16 protein-coding genes and 2 pseudogenes are annotated in these 19,052 nt (G+C 59.3%); 9 read left to right on the plus strand and 9 right to left on the minus strand.

What is annotated here, in order from left to right; translation table 11 throughout:
* Positions 1-680 precede the first annotated feature (680 nt).
* Positions 681-1,016 carry a helix-turn-helix transcriptional regulator gene (locus RX329_RS07290; protein WP_317245571.1) on the plus strand — a complete coding sequence of 112 codons (336 nt, stop codon included), beginning with the start codon at positions 681-683 and terminating at the stop codon, positions 1,014-1,016.
* Positions 1,006-2,286 carry a HipA domain-containing protein gene (locus RX329_RS07295; RefSeq protein ID WP_317246387.1) on the plus strand — a complete coding sequence of 427 codons (1,281 nt, stop codon included), beginning with the start codon at positions 1,006-1,008 and terminating at the stop codon, positions 2,284-2,286. Before RX329_RS07290 ends, RX329_RS07295 begins: the two co-directional genes overlap by 11 nt.
* Positions 2,287-2,370: 84 nt before the next feature.
* Here the strand turns inward: RX329_RS07295 and RX329_RS07300 are convergent, their stop codons facing one another.
* Both RX329_RS07300 and RX329_RS07305 read right to left on the minus strand, forming a co-directional pair.
* A complete protein-coding gene (locus tag RX329_RS07300) occupies positions 2,371-2,562 on the minus strand; it encodes a hypothetical protein (protein ID WP_317245572.1) in 192 nt (63 codons plus the stop codon).
* 280 nt (positions 2,563-2,842) lie between these two features.
* Complete coding sequence (locus tag RX329_RS07305; protein ID WP_231188901.1) at positions 2,843-3,874, minus strand: IS110 family transposase; 1,032 nt, start codon at positions 3,872-3,874, stop codon at positions 2,843-2,845.
* 141 nt (positions 3,875-4,015) lie between these two features.
* Here RX329_RS07305 and RX329_RS07310 point away from each other — a divergent pair, with 141 nt between their 5' ends.
* Entirely contained in the window at positions 4,016-5,572 is a 1,557-nt protein-coding gene (locus RX329_RS07310) for an ISL3 family transposase (protein WP_317246388.1), read from the plus strand.
* A 95-nt stretch (positions 5,573-5,667) separates the two neighbouring features.
* Here the strand turns inward: RX329_RS07310 and RX329_RS07315 are convergent, their stop codons facing one another.
* On the minus strand, positions 5,668-7,224 hold the full coding sequence (locus tag RX329_RS07315; protein WP_317245573.1) for an ISL3 family transposase: 1,557 nt from the start codon (positions 7,222-7,224) through the stop codon (positions 5,668-5,670).
* Between the two features lie 138 nt (positions 7,225-7,362).
* Between RX329_RS07315 and RX329_RS07320 the strand changes: the two genes are divergently transcribed.
* Positions 7,363-8,394 carry an IS110 family transposase gene (locus RX329_RS07320; protein WP_317245574.1) on the plus strand — a complete coding sequence of 344 codons (1,032 nt, stop codon included), beginning with the start codon at positions 7,363-7,365 and terminating at the stop codon, positions 8,392-8,394.
* Between the two features lie 267 nt (positions 8,395-8,661).
* Here RX329_RS07320 and mauJ read toward each other — a convergent pair whose 3' ends face one another.
* Together mauJ and RX329_RS07330 are read right to left on the minus strand one after the other, a co-directional pair.
* The gene (gene mauJ / locus RX329_RS07325; protein ID WP_317245575.1) at positions 8,662-9,690 is read right to left on the minus strand and encodes a methylamine utilization protein MauJ; all 1,029 of its coding nucleotides are present in this window, start codon (positions 9,688-9,690) and stop codon (positions 8,662-8,664) included.
* Positions 9,691-10,010: 320 nt separating this feature from the next.
* Positions 10,011-11,399 carry a hypothetical protein gene (locus RX329_RS07330; RefSeq protein ID WP_317245576.1) on the minus strand — a complete coding sequence of 463 codons (1,389 nt, stop codon included), beginning with the start codon at positions 11,397-11,399 and terminating at the stop codon, positions 10,011-10,013.
* Between the two features lie 527 nt (positions 11,400-11,926).
* Here RX329_RS07330 and RX329_RS07335 point away from each other — a divergent pair.
* From RX329_RS07335 to RX329_RS07355, 5 genes are all read left to right on the plus strand, one after another.
* Positions 11,927-12,967 (plus strand): IS110 family transposase, encoded by a 1,041-nt coding sequence (locus tag RX329_RS07335; protein ID WP_317245577.1) that lies wholly within the window; start codon positions 11,927-11,929, stop codon positions 12,965-12,967.
* Between the two features lie 338 nt (positions 12,968-13,305).
* The gene (locus tag RX329_RS07340) at positions 13,306-14,337 is read left to right on the plus strand and encodes an IS110 family transposase (RefSeq protein ID WP_247296495.1); all 1,032 of its coding nucleotides are present in this window, start codon (positions 13,306-13,308) and stop codon (positions 14,335-14,337) included.
* Positions 14,338-14,877: 540 nt separating this feature from the next.
* Positions 14,878-15,096 (plus strand): DUF2958 domain-containing protein, encoded by a 219-nt coding sequence (locus RX329_RS07345; RefSeq protein ID WP_317245578.1) that lies wholly within the window; start codon positions 14,878-14,880, stop codon positions 15,094-15,096.
* Positions 15,097-15,159: 63 nt separating this feature from the next.
* Positions 15,160-15,750, plus strand: a complete 591-nt coding sequence (locus RX329_RS07350; RefSeq protein WP_317245580.1) for a hypothetical protein — start codon at positions 15,160-15,162, stop codon at positions 15,748-15,750.
* Between the two features lie 2 nt (positions 15,751-15,752).
* Entirely contained in the window at positions 15,753-16,142 is a 390-nt protein-coding gene (locus RX329_RS07355; protein WP_317245581.1) for a hypothetical protein, read from the plus strand.
* A gap of 139 nt (positions 16,143-16,281) precedes the next feature.
* Here RX329_RS07355 and RX329_RS07360 read toward each other — a convergent pair.
* The 4 genes and pseudogenes from RX329_RS07360 to RX329_RS07375 all read right to left on the minus strand — a co-directional run.
* A pseudogene (locus RX329_RS07360) lies at positions 16,282-16,440 on the minus strand (DNA polymerase IV); the annotation flags it as partial.
* Between the two features lie 54 nt (positions 16,441-16,494).
* Positions 16,495-17,214: pseudogene (locus RX329_RS07365) on the minus strand (SOS response-associated peptidase).
* Positions 17,215-17,477: 263 nt separating this feature from the next.
* Positions 17,478-18,506 (minus strand): IS110 family transposase, encoded by a 1,029-nt coding sequence (locus RX329_RS07370; protein ID WP_317245582.1) that lies wholly within the window; start codon positions 18,504-18,506, stop codon positions 17,478-17,480.
* Positions 18,507-18,587: 81 nt separating this feature from the next.
* Entirely contained in the window at positions 18,588-19,037 is a 450-nt protein-coding gene (locus tag RX329_RS07375; protein WP_317245583.1) for a hypothetical protein, read from the minus strand.
* Positions 19,038-19,052 lie beyond the last annotated feature (15 nt).

Here is a 19,052-nt window from a genome sequence, read left to right on the forward strand (position 1 = left end):
TCCTGCTTGAGGATCTTCATGACGGCCTCTTGGGGAAAGTCCAGCGCTTTCGTTACTGCACCATCTCGGCGAACAGCATGGGCGCCGGACGATGTTGTTCGGCGGTCATGTCACGCATAAGCATGGGTCGAGGCGCGCTCATCCTTCGTCCACGGAAACTATGTAGCGACCGTTTTGCTGTGCCAGAGTCTCATTGAAAATCTTCTAGCCGCGCTCCTGCATGGTGGATTATTGGACGAGTTGCCTCCGGGCATTCAATTTGACGAAGCGCTGAAGCGTTGCAGGGCCGCCGGTATTTTGAGCGATGGGATGTGACCGAGCTGAAGAAGCTCGTCGCCCTTCGGAATCCACTGACGCACTTCAGGAACGTGTATGACGAGCGAAGTCTTCCACCGGCGCTCGATGGCGACCGGGCGGTACACCAGCGACATATTAAGTAAGGACGGTTAGTTCGCCATTTCGCTCGCATCGCGCATGATGGGGAAACCGCAGTTCCGGCTCGATGACACTCCGGGCTCCTTTTCATTGGGAATTTCAAGCTAAACCCTTCAAATTCAATGATCTATAAATAGATCACAAGGGCTTAAATGAACTATTTATAGAGCGTCGGCTTGACATTAGCTTCGTGATGGTCTATAAATAAACCATGAGACTTCTTTTGGCCTATTTATGGATCAAACGTGCCCAAGGCCAACCGTCCTGTTTCACCCTATGCCGCCGATGCCGCAGTCCGGCTCGGCCAGCTCATTCGCCGCGGACGCATCGACCGCCACATGACGGTGGTCGCCCTGGCGGAACGGGCCGGGGTTTCGCGCGGCCTTATACAGCGCATTGAGGCGGGCGATACCGGCTGTACGATTGGAGCCGTCTTTGAGGCGGCTGCGATTGTCGGCGTGCGCCTGTTCGACGCCGGCAAGGTAACGATGTCGCGCGACGTCGAATCCGCCCGCGAACTGTTGACCTTACTTCCCAAAGCAATCCGCAGCCACCGAACCGAACCCGATGATGACTTCTGAGCAAAAACATACCCAAGCCTACGTATGGGTTTGGCTGCCGGAAAGCACGCAACCCGTTGTCGCGGGGCTCTTGTCCGCGAGCGGAAAGCAACTCGTCTACAATTATGGGCAGAGCTATCTTCGACGGAATAATGCGATCCCGCTTTATGAGCCGGAATTGCCGCTCAAGAGCGGCGTCCTTCCGCTGCTCAACGGGCTCAACATGCCCAACTCCATTCGTGACGCGGCACCCGATGCCTGGGGCCGCCGCATCATCATCAATCGCAAGTTCGGGGGAGGCGGAAAGGATCTCGACCCCGGCAGCCTTGACGAACTCACCTATCTTCTTGAGTCCGGCTCGGACCGTATCGGCGCGCTCGATTTCCAAGCATCCGCGTCGAACTATGTACCGCGCGAAGGCGCGGAAGTGTCGCTTGATGAACTCTTGAACGCAGCCACGCTCGTTGAAAAAGGCGTACCGCTGACGGCCGAACTCGACCGGGCGCTTCTCCACGGAAGCTCCATTGGCGGCGCACGGCCAAAAGCCATGATCACGTCCGGCAACAAGAAATTCGTGGCGAAGTTCTCGTCGCAGAATGACCTCTTCGGCGTGGTGAAGGCCGAATTCGTCGCCATGCGTCTCGCCTCTCTCATCGGCCTCTCCGCCGCGCCCGTCGTCCTCAAACACGCGGCTGGAAAGGACGTGCTGCTCATCGAGCGCTTCGACCGCAAAAAAGCCGAGGAAGGCTGGCGCCGCAAGTCCATGGTGTCGGCGCTCACGCTTCTTGAGCTAGACGAAATGATGGCCCGCTATGCGAGTTACGAGCAGCTTGCGACCGTCATTCGTCATCGCTTCACATCGCCTAAAGAGACTTTGAAGGAGCTCTTTGGCAGACTTGTCTTCAACATCCTGTCCGGCAACACCGACGATCACGCGCGAAACCACGCGGCTTTCTGGAACGGCAAAGAGCTCGCGCTTACGCCCGCTTACGATATTTGTCCGCAGAACAGGACGGGCGGGGAAGCTTCGCAGGCCATGTTGATCATGGGACAGGAGCGCGCGAGCCAAATCGCGCTCTGCTTGAAAGCCGCGCCCTTATTCCTTCTTAATGAGGGAGAAGCGGTCGCTATCGTGACCGTGCAAATCAAGACCATCAAGGAACGCTGGACTCACGTATGCGACGAGGCCGCTCTTAGCGAGGTCGATCGCAATTTCCTTTGGCGCCGACAATTCTTCAATCCCTATGCGTTAATCAATGCTCCCGAAACGGTAACGCGCCTCGTTGATTAGCCGAATTGGCTGCGAAAGGTCCTTCTTACGAGATCGGCAACGCGAGCGCGGTCCGGAGATAGCAGCGCGATTCTGTCAATCGACTTAGTCGCCCGAGTACATCAGGTCCGAAATCCCAAAATCCTGCTCGATGAAGCGGCGTACCAGGAGATGCATGACGCGTGCGGCGGTGTGCAGACGGACGATCTCGTGGGCGTCGTCGGGATCGGACTTCGAGTGCTTGCCTGTGTTTCGGCATGGAATAAGGCCCCCGTTTTCGGGGTGATCGGCATCCAATCGGGGTTCTGACTCATATGTGGAACGGCCCGGGCTGCAAGATCTTTCTCTGGTTGAACAAGGGATGACGGTGCGGTCATATGTTCGGCCTGTGAACGCGGCGCCTAGCCGCTGGCCACGATGATATCCGCGGAAGCAATCGCCCAATCAATTTCTCGCGCTCGAAGCGCAGTGAGTCAGGCGGTCTGATTGCTACCGGGAATGACGTCATTCGGGGTTCATCCAGATTTGCACCTTGCCTCCTCGGCAGCGTTCTTCTTCCGCCGGAGAGCTCTTGAGATTAGGATTTCAGCATTGCGGCCGGCGCCTGATAGTTGCCGCCTCTGACCAGCAAGGCCCAGATCGTGCGCGCAATCTTATTAGCGAGCGCGACCGATACGACCTTGACCGGCCGTCTTTGCAGCATGGTCCGAATCCAGAGTGGGACTTTCAATCCTCGTTTAGCAAGCTTGATGATAGAGGTCGCACCAACGATCAGGAGCGTCCGTAGTTGCCGATTTCCGCGCTTTGATATCGCGCCGAGCCTTTCTTTCCCGCCGCTCGACTGTGCCCTCGGTGTGAGCCCCGTCCAAGCCGCAAAATCTCGTGCAGTCGCAAAATCGCGAGCATCCACGACGGATGTCCGAACGGTAGCGGCGATGAGAGGACCGACACCCGGAATGCTCATCAGACGCCTTGCATCAGGGTCCTTTCTGACGGCAACCAAAATCTCTCTGTCGAGCTTCTCTATGCGGGTTGTAAGCAGCTCAATCTGTTCAGCGAATAGGATCAGGGCAAAGCGGGCGGCGCCGGGAATCCTATTGTCTTTTTCGTCCCGGAGAAGCACCAGGAGTTTTGCGATGCTTGCCATGCCTGTGCCAGCGATAATGCCCAATTCGGCCATATGGGCACGCAGGGCATTTGCAGTCTGGCTGCGCTGCTTCATCAGCATCTCTCGCGTTCGCAAAATCATGCTGGCTGCTTGTTGTTCGGCAGTCTTCACGGGCACGAACCGCATTGTCGGGCGGTTGACCGCCTCACAAATGGCTTCAGCATCCGCCGCGTCGGTCTTGTTTCGTTTGACGTAAGGCTTCACGTAGGCTGGCGGCATCATGCGGACAGAGTGGCCCAACGCCGCTATCTCGCGTGCCCAGTGATGGGCACTCGCACAGGCCTCCATACCTACCACGCAAGCTGGAAGGCTCCGAAAGAAGGGCAGAACCTGCGATCGCCGCAATGTGCGACGAACCAAGACTTTCCCGTTTTCGGCGATGCCGTGAACTTGAAAGATCGACTTGGCCAAATCCAAACCCACTGTGATAATCTTCTCCATGGAACGGTCCTTCGTTTGTGGCGCCTCTCTACGCGACCACGTTAGGCACTTTTGATGCCGGTTCGAAGGGCCGTTCCACACCATCACTTTTGATGAAGTTCAGGCGCCGGCTCGCGTTGGTTTCACAAAGGAATCAATATGATGCAGCGAGCCCTACGTCCGTCGGTCTTGGTCCCTCGCGGATTTGACGTGGAAAGCGCCTTTTGTAGTGGCGCTACAACCGTGATCACCGTACATCCCACGAGCAGGACGAGTCTCTGTCCCGGTTGCGGGACCAGTTCAGAGAGGATTCATAGCCGATATCAGCGGCGCCTCACTGATCTGCCGCTGGCGGGGCGGCAGGTTCGCCTGGTGGTCGTGGCGCGCCGCTTTCGCTGCGTTACTGTTTTGTGCGATCGGCGCATTTTCACCGAGCGCTTCGATGACGGAGCTCTGGCACCGTGGGCGCGGCGAACGACCCGGCTCGATCTAATCGTCCATCACCTTGGCCTTGCTTTGGGGGGCCGCCCGGCGGCGAGTTTTGCCCGTCGACTTATGCTGCCCGTAAGCAACGACACATTGCTTCGGGTGGTTAGAAGGCGCGGGTGTCCGCCCTTTGCTCCGCCGAGCGTGATCGGAATCGACGATTGGGCCTGGCGGCGCAATCAGAGGTACGGAACGATCATCTGCGACCTCGAGCGGCGACGACCGATCACTCTCTTACCCGACAGAGAGCCAGCCACTGCGCAGGCCTGGCTCGCGGGCCAGCCACAGATCGCTGTGGTCGCGCGCGACCGCGGCGGTGGTTACGCCCTTGCTGCGGTCAAGGCACTCCCGCACGCCACCCAGGTCGCCGACCGTTGGCACCTCATGGAGAACGCCAGCCACGCCTTCCTGGATGCGGTTCGCAAATCCATGCGCCAGGTCCGCATCGCGGTCGGCTCCGCCACCATAAATCCCAGCTTGTTGACCGCCGCCGAGCGCATTCAATATGAGGGCTATCTTCGGCGAGAAGACACCAACGCGGCAATCCTCAAACAGGCTGAGACGGGCATCTCCATAAAGGAGATCGTACGGCTCACCGGCCATAGCCGGGGCCTCATCCGCAGGGTATTGCGAGGTCAGCGATCCGACGTGTTCAGGGTGCGCGAGAGCTCGCTCGAGCACTACCTGCCGTGGCTCGACGCTCAGTGGACTGCTGGCCGTTGTAATGGCGCCGACCTTTGGCGTTGCCTCAAGGCGCAGGGATTTAGAGGCTCGCTGCGGGTCGTTACCGAATGGACGACACGCCGTCGACGTGCCGAAATGCCCGATGCTCAGAGCCTGCAGCGCGTACCATCCGCGAGAACGATCGCTCGCCTGATGACCAATGGCCGCGATACGCTATCAAAGTCAGAAACCGTCACCATTGCGGCGATCGAGCAAGGCGTTCCTCTTTTGGTGGAAGCTCGAGAGATCATAGCCGCTTTCCATGCGATGATCCGCAAGAAGGCTCACGTAGAGCTTGAACCATGGTTGGAACGAGCGCGCGCAAGCCTCGTCATGTCCTTCGCCAATGGCGTCATCAAGGACAAGGCCGCTGTCAGCGCAGCGATCGCGACGTCATGGTCCAACGGACAGACCGAGGGCCAGATCACCAAGCTCAAACTGGTCAAACGGCAGATGTACGGACGCGCCAAGCTCGACTTGCTACAGGCTCGGCTAATCGGCGCCACATGACCAGTGCTGCACCAAAATTGCGTCAGAGCCCCTTTTGGATGCCGATAGGGGGTCCCAGTCGGGCTCTGACGCATATTCGATGATCGTGTTTGTTTTTATGGCGCGCCAATCAGCCTAGCCTGAAGGAGATCGAGCTTAGCGCGCCCGTACATCTGCCGCTTGACCAGCTTGAGCTTGGTGATCTGAGCTTCCACTTGGCCATTGGACCACGGTTGCGTGATAGCCGCGTGCACCGCGCCCTTGTCGTTGGCGATCCCATTCGCGAACGAGCCAATGAGGCTCCGCTTGGATTCATCTATCCAAGGTTCGAGCTCGATCTCGGCCCTCTTTCGGATCATCGCGTGGAAGCGGCCAACGAGAGCGTTGGCATCGGCCAGCATCGGGACGCTTTGTTCAATAGCGGCAACCGTGACGGTCTCGGCCTTGGTTAGGTGGTCCCGCTTCATCGTCATCAACTGCGCTATCGTCCGGGCGGCGGGGACCCTCTGCAATTGTTGACGGCTGATGGTCTCGGCGCGTCGCCGTCGCGTGGCCCATTCCGCCACCACGCGCAGCGATCCCTTAAAGCCTTGCCCTCTCAAACGGCGCCAGAGTTCGGCACCGTTACGACAGCCGCCTGACCACTGCGCGTCCAGGAATGGCAGGTGCCCATCCAGGGTGCTTTGACGGGTGCGGAAGATATCCGTACCGCCGCCGCGACTAATTTGGCGAACCAGATTGCGACTATGTCCTGTGCGGCGGACGATCTCCTTGAGCGGCACACCGTCGCTGACAAGAGCCGCGATTGCGGCATGGCTGTCCTGGCGCCGCAGATAACCCTGATAGCGAAGCTTTTCCGCGCAGGTCAGCAGTTTAAGATCGATCGTCGTCGCCCCGATTGCGGCTCGGATTTTGCTCATCGAACGGCGCACCGCTTCAAGGAAGGCCGCGCTCGCGTTTTCCATCAGATGCCAGCGGTCGGCGACCTGGATGGCGTTCGGCAGCGCCTTGGCTGCTGCCTCGCCATATCCACCACCGCGATCTCGCGACACAATGTTGATGCCCGGGTGCTTCGACAGCCACGCCTGAACGGTCGCCATTTCCCGGTCGGGTAGCAAGGCAACGATCCGCCGACGCTCCAAATCGCACACGATGGTCCCGTACCGACGATTTCTCCGGAACGCCCAGTCATCAATACCCACAACAAGCAAGGGATCCATCGGCATCGCCGCCCGCCGGCGGACCACCCGCAGCAAGGTATCGTTGCTGACAGGCAGCATGAGCCGCTTGGCGAAGCTTGCTGCCGGCCGGCCGCCGAGCGCCAACCCCAGGTGATGGACGATGTGTTCGAGCCGTGCCGTCCGACGCCGTCGAAGCGGAACGACGTCTTCTCCGAACCGCTCCGCGAAGATCCGCCGGCGGCAATGCGGCACCTCGCATGTGAAGCGCCGCGTGAGTAATCGGAGGCGCACCTTTCTGCCCGCTGATGGCAAATCGGCCACGTGCCGGATGTAGCGGCTATGGACTCGGCGCGATAGTGTCGCGCACAAAGGGCACCGAGCCTCCGCAGCCTCCGACCGAACAGCCAGAATAAGCGAATCCATTGAGTCACTTACACCAACAAACACCAAACCACTCGGTACTAGCGATGAAATTCGAAAGCCTGTCCGCATGGCGCCGATTCTCCGTTGAAGAACCACAGTCGCCGGCGAACTTCATCAGAAATGATGGTGTGGAACGGCCCTTCGAACCGGCATCAAAAGTGCCTAACGTGGTCGCGTAGAGAGGCGCCACAAAGGAAGGACCGTTCCATGGAGAAGATTATCACAGTGGGTTTGGATTTGGCCAAGTCGATCTTTCAAGTTCACGGCATCGCCGAAAACGGGAAAGTCTTGGTTCGTCGCACATTGCGGCGATCGCAGGTTCTGCCCTTCTTTCGGAGCCTTCCAGCTTGCTTGGTAGGTATGGAGGCCTGTGCGAGTGCCCATCACTGGGCACGCGAGATCGCGGCGCTGGGCCACGCTGTCCGCATGATGCCGCCAGCCTACGTGAAGCCTTACGTCAAACGAAACAAGACCGACGTGGCGGATGCTGAAGCCATTTGTGAGGCGGTCACCCGCCCGACAATGCGGTTCGTACCGGTGAAGACTGCCGAACAACAAGCGGCCAGCATGATTTTGCGAACGCGAGAGCTGCTGATGAGGCAGCGCAGCCAGACTGCAAATGCCCTACGTGCTCATATGGCCGAATTGGGCATTATCGCCGGCACAGGCATGGCAAGCATCGCAAAACTCCTGGTGCTTCTCCGGGACGAAAAAGACAATAGGATCCCCGGCGCCGCCCGCTTTGCCCTGATTCTATTCGCTGAACAGATTGAGCTGCTTACAACCCGCATAGAGAAGCTCGACAGAGAGATTTTGGTTGCCGTCAGAAAGGACCCCGATGCAAGGCGTCTGATGAGCATTCCGGGTGTCGGTCCTCTCATCGCCGCTACCGTTCGGACATCGGTTTTGGATGCTCGCAATTTTGCGACTGCACGAGATTTTGCGGCTTGGACCGGGCTCACACCGAGGGCACAGTCGAGCGGCGGAAAAGAAAGGCTCGGCGCGATATCAAAGCGTGGAAATCGGCAACTACGGACGCTCTTGATCGTTGGTGCGACCTCTATCATCAAGCTTGCTAAACGAGGCTTGAAAGTCCCACTCTGGATTCGGACCATGCTGCAAAGACGGCCGGTCAAGGTCGTATCGGTCGCGCTCGCCAATAAGATTGCGCGCACGATCTGGGCCTTGCTGGTCAGAGGCGGCATCTATCAGGCGACGGCCGCAATGCTGAAATCCTAATCTCAAGAGCTCTCCGGCGGAAGAAGAACGCTGCCGAGGAGGCAAGGTGCAAATCTGGATGAACCCCGAATGACGTCATTCCCGGTAGCAATCAGACCGCCTGACTCACTGCGCTTCGAGCGCGAGAAATTGATTGGGCGATTGCTTCCGCGGATATCATCGTGGCCAGCGGCCAGGCGCCGCTTCACAGGCCGAACATATGACCGCACCGTCATCCCTTGTTCAACCAGAGAAAGATCTTGCAGCCCGGGCCGTTCCACATATGAGTCAGAGCCCCAGTCGAACGCCGATTGACAGCTTGCCGGCATGCGCGACGGCAATGCGGCAGGAATCGTGGATGTATTTGTGCGGTGGTTCGCTGCCACACAAGGCGAGGAAGCGGGTAATATCATCGTCTTTCTTTGAGGCTGCTTGCAATGCCTCAAAGTTGGTGAGAAACCATTTTAGCGCCGCTTCCTTGCCGTGGTTCCGGATCTCAATGATCTTGTAATAGTTCAGCACCGCGTAGCTCACGAACCCATTCTGCTGCGCGTTGCGCGCCTCGCGAAAGAGGGCAAGTGCGCGACGTGCTTCTTCGGAGCCAGGGATCTTCCGGTCGAAGATGTAATGGACTGCCGTTGTGAAGGCGAGGTCGCGCTTGGTCACCGGAACGGGTACGGGATTGCCCGACCATCCAAATCCCGCAATCGCGAAGTTGTCGTCGCACCACGCCATGACGCTCAGGAAGCGATTGACCACCGTCATGGCTGTCCGCTTATCGACCCGGTTGGCGGCAAGATCAATGTGAACCGATTGCACGTGCTCTTTCGTCTTGGGCATGAGGACGAGCTGGTATCGATCGAAGGTGATAAGCCGCTCCTCCTTGGGCCATGTGACTTGGTTATCGACGCCGATATGAAGGTAGCGGGAGTTGTTGCGCACGCCGAGCTTCTGGTACCGTATGCGCTCGGCTTCCTCGGCGTTATATTCCGAGCCGTCGCCTTCGGGCGGCGCCGCAAAGCGCTCGGCCAGCGCGCATTCGCGCGCAAGGCGTCGAAAGAATTCCTGATTGAATGACATCTCACGCATTGCGGGCGCGTTCATCCGGCTGCGATCGGGATCGAAGCCGTTTTCGGCCCCGGGCGCGAGAAGCGAAATCGCGCCGTCCAGCACGAAACAGGCTCGCCGCCTTTGCCCGTCATGCAGGTAAACGACCTCCGCGCCGCTGTTGCTGTTCACGCCTGTCTCTGCCACGGTCAGCGTCATGCGGATAAAGCTCTTCCGCGCTTCTTCCTGAGCCAGGAGAATGCCGACCACGTCGCTAATCGTCTCGGCCCCTAAGAACGACGCGCCGGGGCCGCCGACCGGGCGCAGGCCGCCGAGGACGATGGCGACGTGCCCTGCCCATCCGGGATGGAGCGGGACAAGACAAAAAAAAGGCAGCGGCGATATGGTGCGGGGTCAGCTGCTCTTCGCGCCGCTCGCGCCCGCGCGGAAGCTTTCCGTAACGCCGCAAAGAGTCGAAACGATCATCGAATTCACGCGGCACGCTGTGTGAGACATCACTGTCCTGACACAAAAGGCCTAAAATGCGGGCGAGGTTCTTGGCGTACATTGGATATTCTCTGTTCCGCAGCCTAGTCGTAAGCGTTGCGGTAGTCTTGGACGACCCGGTTCGCCCCGGTCCGTGAGAGGCCTTTTTCAGGGACGGGCAACTCGAGCGCGGTCAGGAGGTAGCAGAGCGACTCCATCGCATGCGTCGATTTCGAGAAGGCCCGGAATTCGGCGTCGCTCTCCGGGTTGACGTGACCATGCGCGCTCTTGCCGCGAAAACCTATCGCGCGCTTCAAATGCTCGACCGCCTCCTTGGGCATGGCGCCCTTTCCGAATTTGGCTTCGACGGTCGCGATAAGTCGCTTGAATTGCTGTTCGGTAGTTTCCGACCGGATCCAGCGGACCGCGCCCGCAACGCGCTCGCCGATCGCGGCGTCATGACCGAGCTCTTGCGCTTTTGCCGCCGCAACGGCGGCGATCGCGTCGACATCCGAGGCCGAGAGCACCGGCTGCGCCTTCCCGATCGGGATCTCCTCGAACCAGCGGCACGCGTTCAACAGCCGCTCGGACGATACCACGTTCTTCAGGCTAAAAGCCGTCATCATCAGCGCATTCGGCCGCCGCCATGACGATGCCCGGTTCATCCACGCGGCGAGACATGTGCGGAAGGCGCCTAGCTCCTCATCGTCCCAGCAGCGTACGGGCGAACTCCCGACCCAAAGATCGCGATTGTCGACCTTCGCTTCCGGCCAGACGTAATGTACTTTGTGGTCGCCAGGATATTCGTCCCTTTTGATAGCGTTCATCATCTCGGTGAAGGAAAGGCGATCGATGCGGATTGAAGACGGCGCGAGAGGAACGCCCAAGCAAAACGATAAAAAATCGACGTAGTCCGAGACGTAGCCGATGTAGTCCCGAATGTTCTGCGGCTGGTTAAATTCGAGCCCGAAGGTCGGCCAGATCTCCTTGGGTCCCTCCAGCTCCACGCCGTAGATCGCGCCGTACCAGGCGCGCAGCGTCATGCCTTGTGCCGTGTCGTTGAAGATCGTGAGTTGATCCTGCTCGGGAAACGGCGTGCGGCCGATCGTCCTGACCTTGCCGTCATGACGCATCAGTTGCCTCGTATGCTTCACGTTGAAACAAACCTGCCGGACGCCGTCTTGGGCCGTCCATGCGTCGTGGCCCGCGACCGCGACATTCGAAAGGATTTCCTGATGCCGTGTCGACCGTAGCGGCGGCATGCTGCGTGAGGACGTCCCGGCGATCATCGTAACGTTCGCGTGCAGCGAGACGATCTCGTTCGTCTCGGTTTGCAAGAAAACCGGCTCTTCGCCCTTGATATGAAAATGACCGTCGTAGCTATAGATATCGGCGCGGAGCTCGTTGTCCGAGATCAGAACCGTTCCTGTGAGGTTCTTCCCCGTGACGAGCTCGACACAGTGCAGCGGTCTTGTGCTTTCGCTCTTCGGCATGCAGCACCTTTGGGTGTTTTACCTAGTTGGCCCTTGGCTATGGCTAGAAACGCCATGCCGCGCCAGAGCCGCAAAAAAGATCAGCACAGCGGCGCAAACCGCCAGCGCGCCGACCGCACTAATCTTAAAACCCCACAGACTGACTTCAAGCTTTGGCTCTCGCATGGCGCAATTCTCCATTAAGAATTCCGAGAATTGCCTTGCGGGGGGATTTCTTTTTGTCGCCGTTTTTCAGACGGCCGTCAACCGCGCGCGGAATTTTCGTCAAGGATCTCTTTGAAGGGCTTTTGCAATGCCTTTCAAGGCGGCTTTAACATAAAGAGGTCCCTGGACCCGCAAAAGACGCGGAGATAGCAGCACGTCCGGTTAAGTGATTCGCCCATGCCAGAAACAGCCATGACCGAAGATGGCCGTTGGCGCATGCGGCGTTGCCGCACCGGTGCTCTCGTGTTGGGGTGGACGGCCCCCTTCCGCCACAGTGCGTGGCAAGATGAGGTCGTCCCTGACCCCAAACGAAGGAGCCGCCCGTGGAAACGATTGTTCGCATCGGTTTGGATACGTCAAAGAGTGTATTTCAGTTGCACGGCGTTGACGGGACCGAGCAGCCGGTTTTACGGCGTAAGTTGAGGCGCCGTCAGGTTTTGGAGTTCTTCAGTCGTTTGCCGCCCGTGCTTGTCGCACTGGAGGCTTGCGGGGCGTCGCACTATTGGGCGCGGGAGCTACAATCGCTCGGGCACGAGGTGGCGATGATTCCGCCGCAATATGTCAAACCGTATGTGCAGCGCGGAAAATCCGACGCTGCGGACGCCGAGGCGATCTGCGAGGCGGCAAGCCGGCTGAAACTGCGCAAGAACTTTGTGCCTATCAAAAGCCCCGAGCAGCAGGGCGCACAGATGCTGGCGCGCGTGCGCAACCAGTTCATCGGCAGGCGGACCCAACTCGCCAACTCGATCCGCGGCTACGCTGCGGAGTTCGGCTTTACAGCACCCAAGGGGCTTTCGCGGCTTCAACAATTGCTGATCGACATCCAGGCCGACGCGACAGTCCCCGAGTTGACGAAGGAGTTGGTGGACGCTTTGGCAACAGAACTGACGCGCGTCGATAACCAGATCGCCAAGCTCGACAAGAAGCTCATGCAACTACACCGGAGTAACGAGATGAGCCGACGGCTGGCGGCTATCCCGGGCGTTGGTCCGATCGGCGCGACGCTGCTGTCGATCAAGGTCGTGGATGCACGAGGGTTTAAGTCGGCAAGAAATTTTGCCGCCTGGCTTGGCCTGACACCAAAGAATCACTCGACGGCCGGAAAGAACCGGCTCGGCGTGATAACACGCGCCGGTGACGGCATGTTGCGAACCGTTTTGGTGGCTGGCGCGACTGCTGTGATCGCAGAAAGGCGCCGACGGGAAAGTCGCTCCTGGCCTTGGCTAAAAGACATCATCGCACGCAAGCCGCCAAAGCTGGTGGCCATAGCGTTGGCAAACAAGCTGGCGCGGATTGCGTGGAAACTGATGGTCAGCGGCGAGCGGTACCGACCTGCAAGCAGCGTCATGTCGATGCCGACATAGACTTGAACGAAATGCAGAGCTTGGCGCCAGACCGGCAGGTTTGACGCTGGGGGCGGAACTTGCATGACAGGAAGAGGTGGTACGTTCGGCGCGAGCCGGTCAGTGAAATGCCCCGTTCGGTTTACCGGCAGAAAATGCCGCTCTCGTGTTTGGATTTCACTGTCCGCGAAGCCCATCTTGGCCAACGGTCGCAAGACCCGAAAACAGGCCGGACATATGAGCGCAAGCGATCCGAGCATGCTGCCAGAGCCAATCCTTGCAGGTCGGGGGCCAATGGTATGGACCCCGCCCTTGCCGCGGTGGAATCTCAAGCGTCAACTGCAGCGAAGGAGGATGTTATGCAGGTCGTTCGGATAGGTCTAGATCTGGCGAAGTATGTCTTCGAAGTTCACGGCGTCGACAACCACGGGAAAGTCGTTGTGCGAAAGAGGTTACGTCGCGATGCGGTGGCCGGCTTTTTCGCCAATTTACCGGCCTGCCTGGTCGGCATGGAGGCTTCCAACGGGGCACACTATTGGGCTCGCGTGCTCACGGAGCTTGGCCATCAGGTCCGACTAATCAGCCCTCAGTTCGTGACACCATACGTCAAGTCGAACAAAAACGACCAGAACGATGCGGAAGCCATCTGCGAAGCGGTCGGTCGTCCGTCCATGCGCTTCGTGCCACCGAAATCAACCGATCAGCTGGCGGTACAGGCCGTCCACCGCATTCGCCGGCGCCTGGTCGCCGATCGAGTCAGGCTCGTCAATCAGATTCGCGGTCTTCTGTCCGAGCATGGGATTGTCATTGCCCGTGACATCGCGCAGCTGCGGCGTGGCCTCGCGGTCATCGTAGGAAACATCAATGACGACCTCAGCGAGATGCTCCGAGCGCTCATGAGGGAACTGCAAGAGGAGTTGTCCGAGCTTGATACCCGCATTGCAGCCTATGACCGGCGGATAAGGGAAATCTTCCGTACGAGTGAGCAGTGCCAGCGGCTCGGCAAAATCGAAGGCGTCGGACCTGTGACAGCAACAGCCTTGGTCGCCGCCGTGGGCGATAGAAGCTGTTTCAAGAACGGCCGACAGTTCGCGGCTTGGCTTGGTCTGGTACCCAAGCAGCGATCCAGTGGAGGGCGGGCCCGCTTGTTCGGCATCAGCAAACGGGGCGATCGATACCTGCGGACGCTGATGATTCACGGAGCTCGCGCCGCTTTAAGCCGTGCTAATGGCAAGCAGGATCCGCGAAGCCTCTGGCTCGGCAAGATGCGGCAACGGCGCCATCCCAATGTCGCGGCCGTGGCTCTTGCCAACAAGAACGCGCGGATCGTGTGGGCTATGCTCACAGGCGGCGCGGCTTATGAGCCGGCGCTTTCGGTGAAGGCGGCCTGAAGCGAAGCGGCAATCAAGGAAAGGAGGTCTCACCGGCAATTGCAACAAATGGCAGGAGATGGCGAAACGGTCACCCCGTCGCTTCCCGAACCTGATGTGTGGACCGGCACGGCTTGCGCCGATGTCTCGGGGCCGTTGAGGTGGAAGCGGGCGAAAACCATCCAGGCTCGCGGCGGAGACGTTGTCCAGCCGCATCAAGAAGCCGGATATACGTCAGCAGTTGTGGCCGTCGATCCTGATCAAGCCAGTCGTTGCAATCGGGCGGGGTCCATATACGTCCACATATGAACCGAGCCGCATAGAGCGTGTCGGCCATTTGGCTTCGATCACGCTTGCGCAGATATAAGGAGAGCGGCGCGCGGCTCGCTTTTTATATCAGCCAAGAGCTAAGGGCTGCCGGCCCTCGCGCGCGCAAGGCATCCAGACGCTTCGCGCCGCCTCCGCACGTCTACCGCAAGCGCGAGGCCGTGCGGACCTTCGGCGCTACGCATCTGGAGCCTCCTTGCGCTTGCTACCCACGGGTTTCGCCAACGGGCAGGGGTGCAGCAGCAGCTGCACCCAAAAAGCAAGGAGGCGAAGTTGAATTTACTCACCGATGAAATCCGCAAGACGATGCTCGCGAACGGGCGCGCCAATGCGGGGCGCGAAGAAAGCATCGACTTCAAGCCCGCCGTCAAACTGTTCTTCCCGTGGGGTGCCGCAACGTGGCTGCTCACCGAGCTTGATCCCGAAAATCCGGATATCGAACTGCGAAATTGACACGTACCAGTACTGCTCTGATCATGCTATACATGGTTGCGCGGTTGGCGTGAATGGGGCGGAATGCCTGAGGATTTGCGAACTCTGATAACAGCGTCATTCGACGCGGACGTTGCCGAATCGTGGAGCAAGTTCACGGTCAGCGAAGCAGAGAAGCTCGTGCTGCGCGATGCTGCCCTCAAAGTTTTAGGCCTGTTCCCCGGCCGCATGGCGGGCCAATGCGCTTTGATGAGCGCGGCCTATTCGAGTGTGCTCGAACGGTTGGGTGCTCAGCCGGGCTACGTAGTGGCCGGCTCGCTTTATCTCGGTGACAAGCGCATCTTCGGAGAAAATAAGAAGTTTGACGGCAGGGAGCTCTTCTCGAAATCGAATCTCGACTGGAATGGGCATACATGGATCGTCCATGGCGACTATCTTGCCGATGTGTCCGTGTTCCGGACCGCTGATGCTGGGACCCAACGACTGCTGTCGAAGTATATCGAGAAAGAATACGGTCGTGGACGCGGGTTCTGCGCTTGGCCAATTGCGGGAATGGACCCAAATGGTCTGCGCTATGTGCCGCAATATGTGCTCACACAAGATCAAGTTGACGCGCTGATGCGCGGTGCACTTGCGATGATCGAGCAGTTCAACGTTCAGCAAGGCAAGAAATGAGCGTGGATGCCAACCTCTTCATCTTCTACCGGACCGATGATCTCGAAGCGGCTCAAAATGCCGCGTTCCTTGTTGAGGGCGGCAAACCGGTTGAGCTGCAACAAGGGTGGAGCTATCGCGCCGATCCTGCGCATGTGATGGGTATGCAAAATCACGTACACATCATGCTGAAGAAGAACGATGTTTCGATTATAAATCGCGATGGCACACAGAGCCACGGGACCTCGCGCGACAAAGTGCCAAACTGGGTCATCGACAAAATCAAAGCAAGAGGCCTGATAGAGAGTGCCTACATCATCGAGGCGAGCACCGCTCCTCCAATCTTGGTGCCAGAATTCACAATCGGGACGGCCTTGGCGCATTACCATATCGCCCTAGCTGCTAGACGGTGAACTAGCGCGGTAGGTGTTCGGTCAGCGCCGGCGAGGCGTTCTATTTCACGTTCTCGAGCTGCGTGATTAGTCCAGCGACGATTGCGACTATCGCCAACGTGCCGAAACCGGGCTCTTCGATCGCTCACTCGGCGACGAGCGTTATGTCAGGTGCATCGTGACTGACGCCGGACTTCCGGGCTTCGTAGCTGGCGGCGGCGACGACGCCGCCGCGCTCGCGCGAATCGCCGACCGCGACCGGCTTGCGGCGGAGATCCGGATTATCCCGCTGCTCGACCGATGCGTAGAACGCGTCCATGTGGATGATCTTGCGCTGGCGAGGCGTGCCCGATTCCGTCGTCGTTTCCGCCGGTCACGCCGGCGGCCTGGTCGGATCCTCCTTGACGCCGCGCACGACGATCCGCAGTGACCCGTCCGGCAGGGGACGCTGCAGCTTCAAGGCGTCGTCCGGAGAAGCGGTCATCTCGACTTCCACCGGCGTCGTCAGGATCACTGGCATCGCCTTGGGGTGGATGGCGCCGACCTCGGCGTTTGGCTCGGTCGTCAGGAACGCGTAGAGGTCGTTGGTGGTCGCGCCTTCCTTGACCTTCCGGACAGACGTCCAGTTGGTCCAGATGCCGGCGAAGCAGGTGAGGGGACGAGATCCGTCGAAGGCGATCCAAATGTCGCCGCCTTCGGCCTTGTTGAACTCGCTGAAGGAGTTGAACGGGACCACACAGCGGTTCGCCGTTTCCAGCCATCGCGTCCAGTGTTTGCTCTTCACGTTGCGGATGTTGGTCGTGCCGCCGTCCGGCTCCATTCTGAGCAGTTCTTTGAAATCCACTGTCGTGCCCTTGGCGTGCAGCTTTTCGGCTCGCTTCCTGGTGGCGTCCATCAACGCCATTGATGATGACGGCATCCCCCACCGCGCCGTGACGAGCTCGCGACCTTCGGCTCCGTTACGAACGATCGGCGCCTGGTAATCCGGAAACACGCTGGGCATCGGCGCCAGATTGCCGACCTATCGGTTCACGACGCGAAACAGCGCACTGATGGCGGCCTGGTTTGTCGTGATCGAATAGAGATTGCAGATGTGGACGGCCCCCCACTTGTCAGGATTGTAGCAGACTTCTGGCCAGATCGCTTGCTATCAGATGTCCGGCCTGTTTGCGCGGACAAAGTCCGCTGGCCAAGATGGTGTTCGCTACGCACGCTCCAAGCACATGGGCGACACTCGTGGTGCCAGTGTAATCTTCGGAAGCTCGCGCGTATCGACCGATCGGTCCTTCCATCTACTGCGTCCTGCAAGTTCGTGGTTAATCCGACGAGCAACCTCGCTCGCGGTCCGATTTCAGATCAAGTCGGCATGGCTGCTACCCGCTGATTGTACACGCCGCCCGATATCATCAAGCGCCAAGCGATGCGGGCAAACTTGTTGGCCAATGCCACCGCAACCAACTTCGGCGGCTTTCGCTCCAGCAGTGAGGCGAGCCATGGTGTTGGCTTATGACGACCCTTGCGGACGTGCCTCAGCAGTGCGGTGGCACCGACAATCAACGTCGATCGCAGTACAGAGTCTCCAGCCTTTGTGATTCCGCCGAGTCTTTGCCGGCCGCCAGTTGAATGATCCTTGGGTGTCAGTCCGAGCCATGCCGCAAAGTCGCGCCCCGATCTGAACGTCTCGGGCGGTGGTGCCTTCATGCTGAGCATCGACGCCCCAATCGGACCGATGCCGGGAATTGTCGCAATGCGCCTGCTGATCTCATCCTCGCGATGCCACTTCATCAGCTTGGCCTCGATCTTCGCCAGGCGGGCTTCAACCGCGGCATACTCGTCCGCCTGAAATCGGAAGAGATCCCGCGCCATTTCCGGCAGGCTATCGTCTTCCAGCACACGTTTGATGAGTGCGGCTACGTTCTGCCGGCCAGCGGGGCCGACGATACCAAACTCAGCGGCATAGCTTCTGAAAGCATTGGAGAGCTGAGACTTCACGGTGACCAGGCGTTCTCGGACGGTCATCAACATGCAAGCCGCTTGCTGTTCCTTCGATTTTACCGGTACGAACCGCATGCTGGGCCGGGTGACCGCCTCGCACAGCGCCTCGGCGTCGGCCGCGTCGTTTTTGCCGCGCTTCACGTAGGCCTTCACATACTGAGGTGGGATTAGCTTTACCTCGTGTCCAAACGATTGCAGCAGGCGCCCCCAATGATGCGAGCTGCCGCAAGACTCTATGGCGACGAGAACTGGCGGAATCCGTTCGAAGTAGCGGATCATCTCGGCTCGCCGAAACTGACGCCGAACGACCACTACCTCATTCTCATCAACACCGTGAAGCTGGAACACCGACTTCGAAGTATCCATGCCGATACGAACGGGAATATTCATTAGACTTTCCTCTCATCTTCTGTGACGCCGAGAGCGCCATCAAACCGTGGGGATGCGAGGCCGTCCACACCAGCACATCAGTCAGGCTTCGGTTCGAGAGTGGCGTGGCTGCCAGGCCAATTGTAGCAGAGTCGCGGAAGGACGCCGGCCGGCCTTGGCGCATTTGCGGCAGCGTAGCCGCCCGGCGAGATCGTGCACGAAGGTCGTCGGCGGGTGCTTCATCGCCGCGAGGTCGACGTCACTCGGCGTCTTGCAGCGCGCGCATCTGATCTCCAGCCAGGGGAAGCCTCCATTCACGGCCTGGTCGATGGTGGGCGACGGATCGATCGGCTCGCCGTCGCTCCACATCCGATCGTTCCAGCTTTCGCAAAGCAGCCTGTCAGCTTGCTGGATCATCGCCTCGCCCTTAGCTCGCATCTCTCCCGATTGGGCGGCCAGGATGTTGGCCATGGCGCGTGCCTTGCCGAGTTCTTTCGCCAGAGCCTTTCGGTCGCCGCCCGACAAGGGCGTAGGGTGATACTTCGGGGCCATCCGGACATCCAGGCG

This window comes from Bradyrhizobium sp. BWC-3-1 (genome assembly GCF_032917965.1).
In the GTDB taxonomy this organism is placed as follows: Bacteria; Pseudomonadota; Alphaproteobacteria; order Rhizobiales; family Xanthobacteraceae; genus Bradyrhizobium; species Bradyrhizobium canariense_D.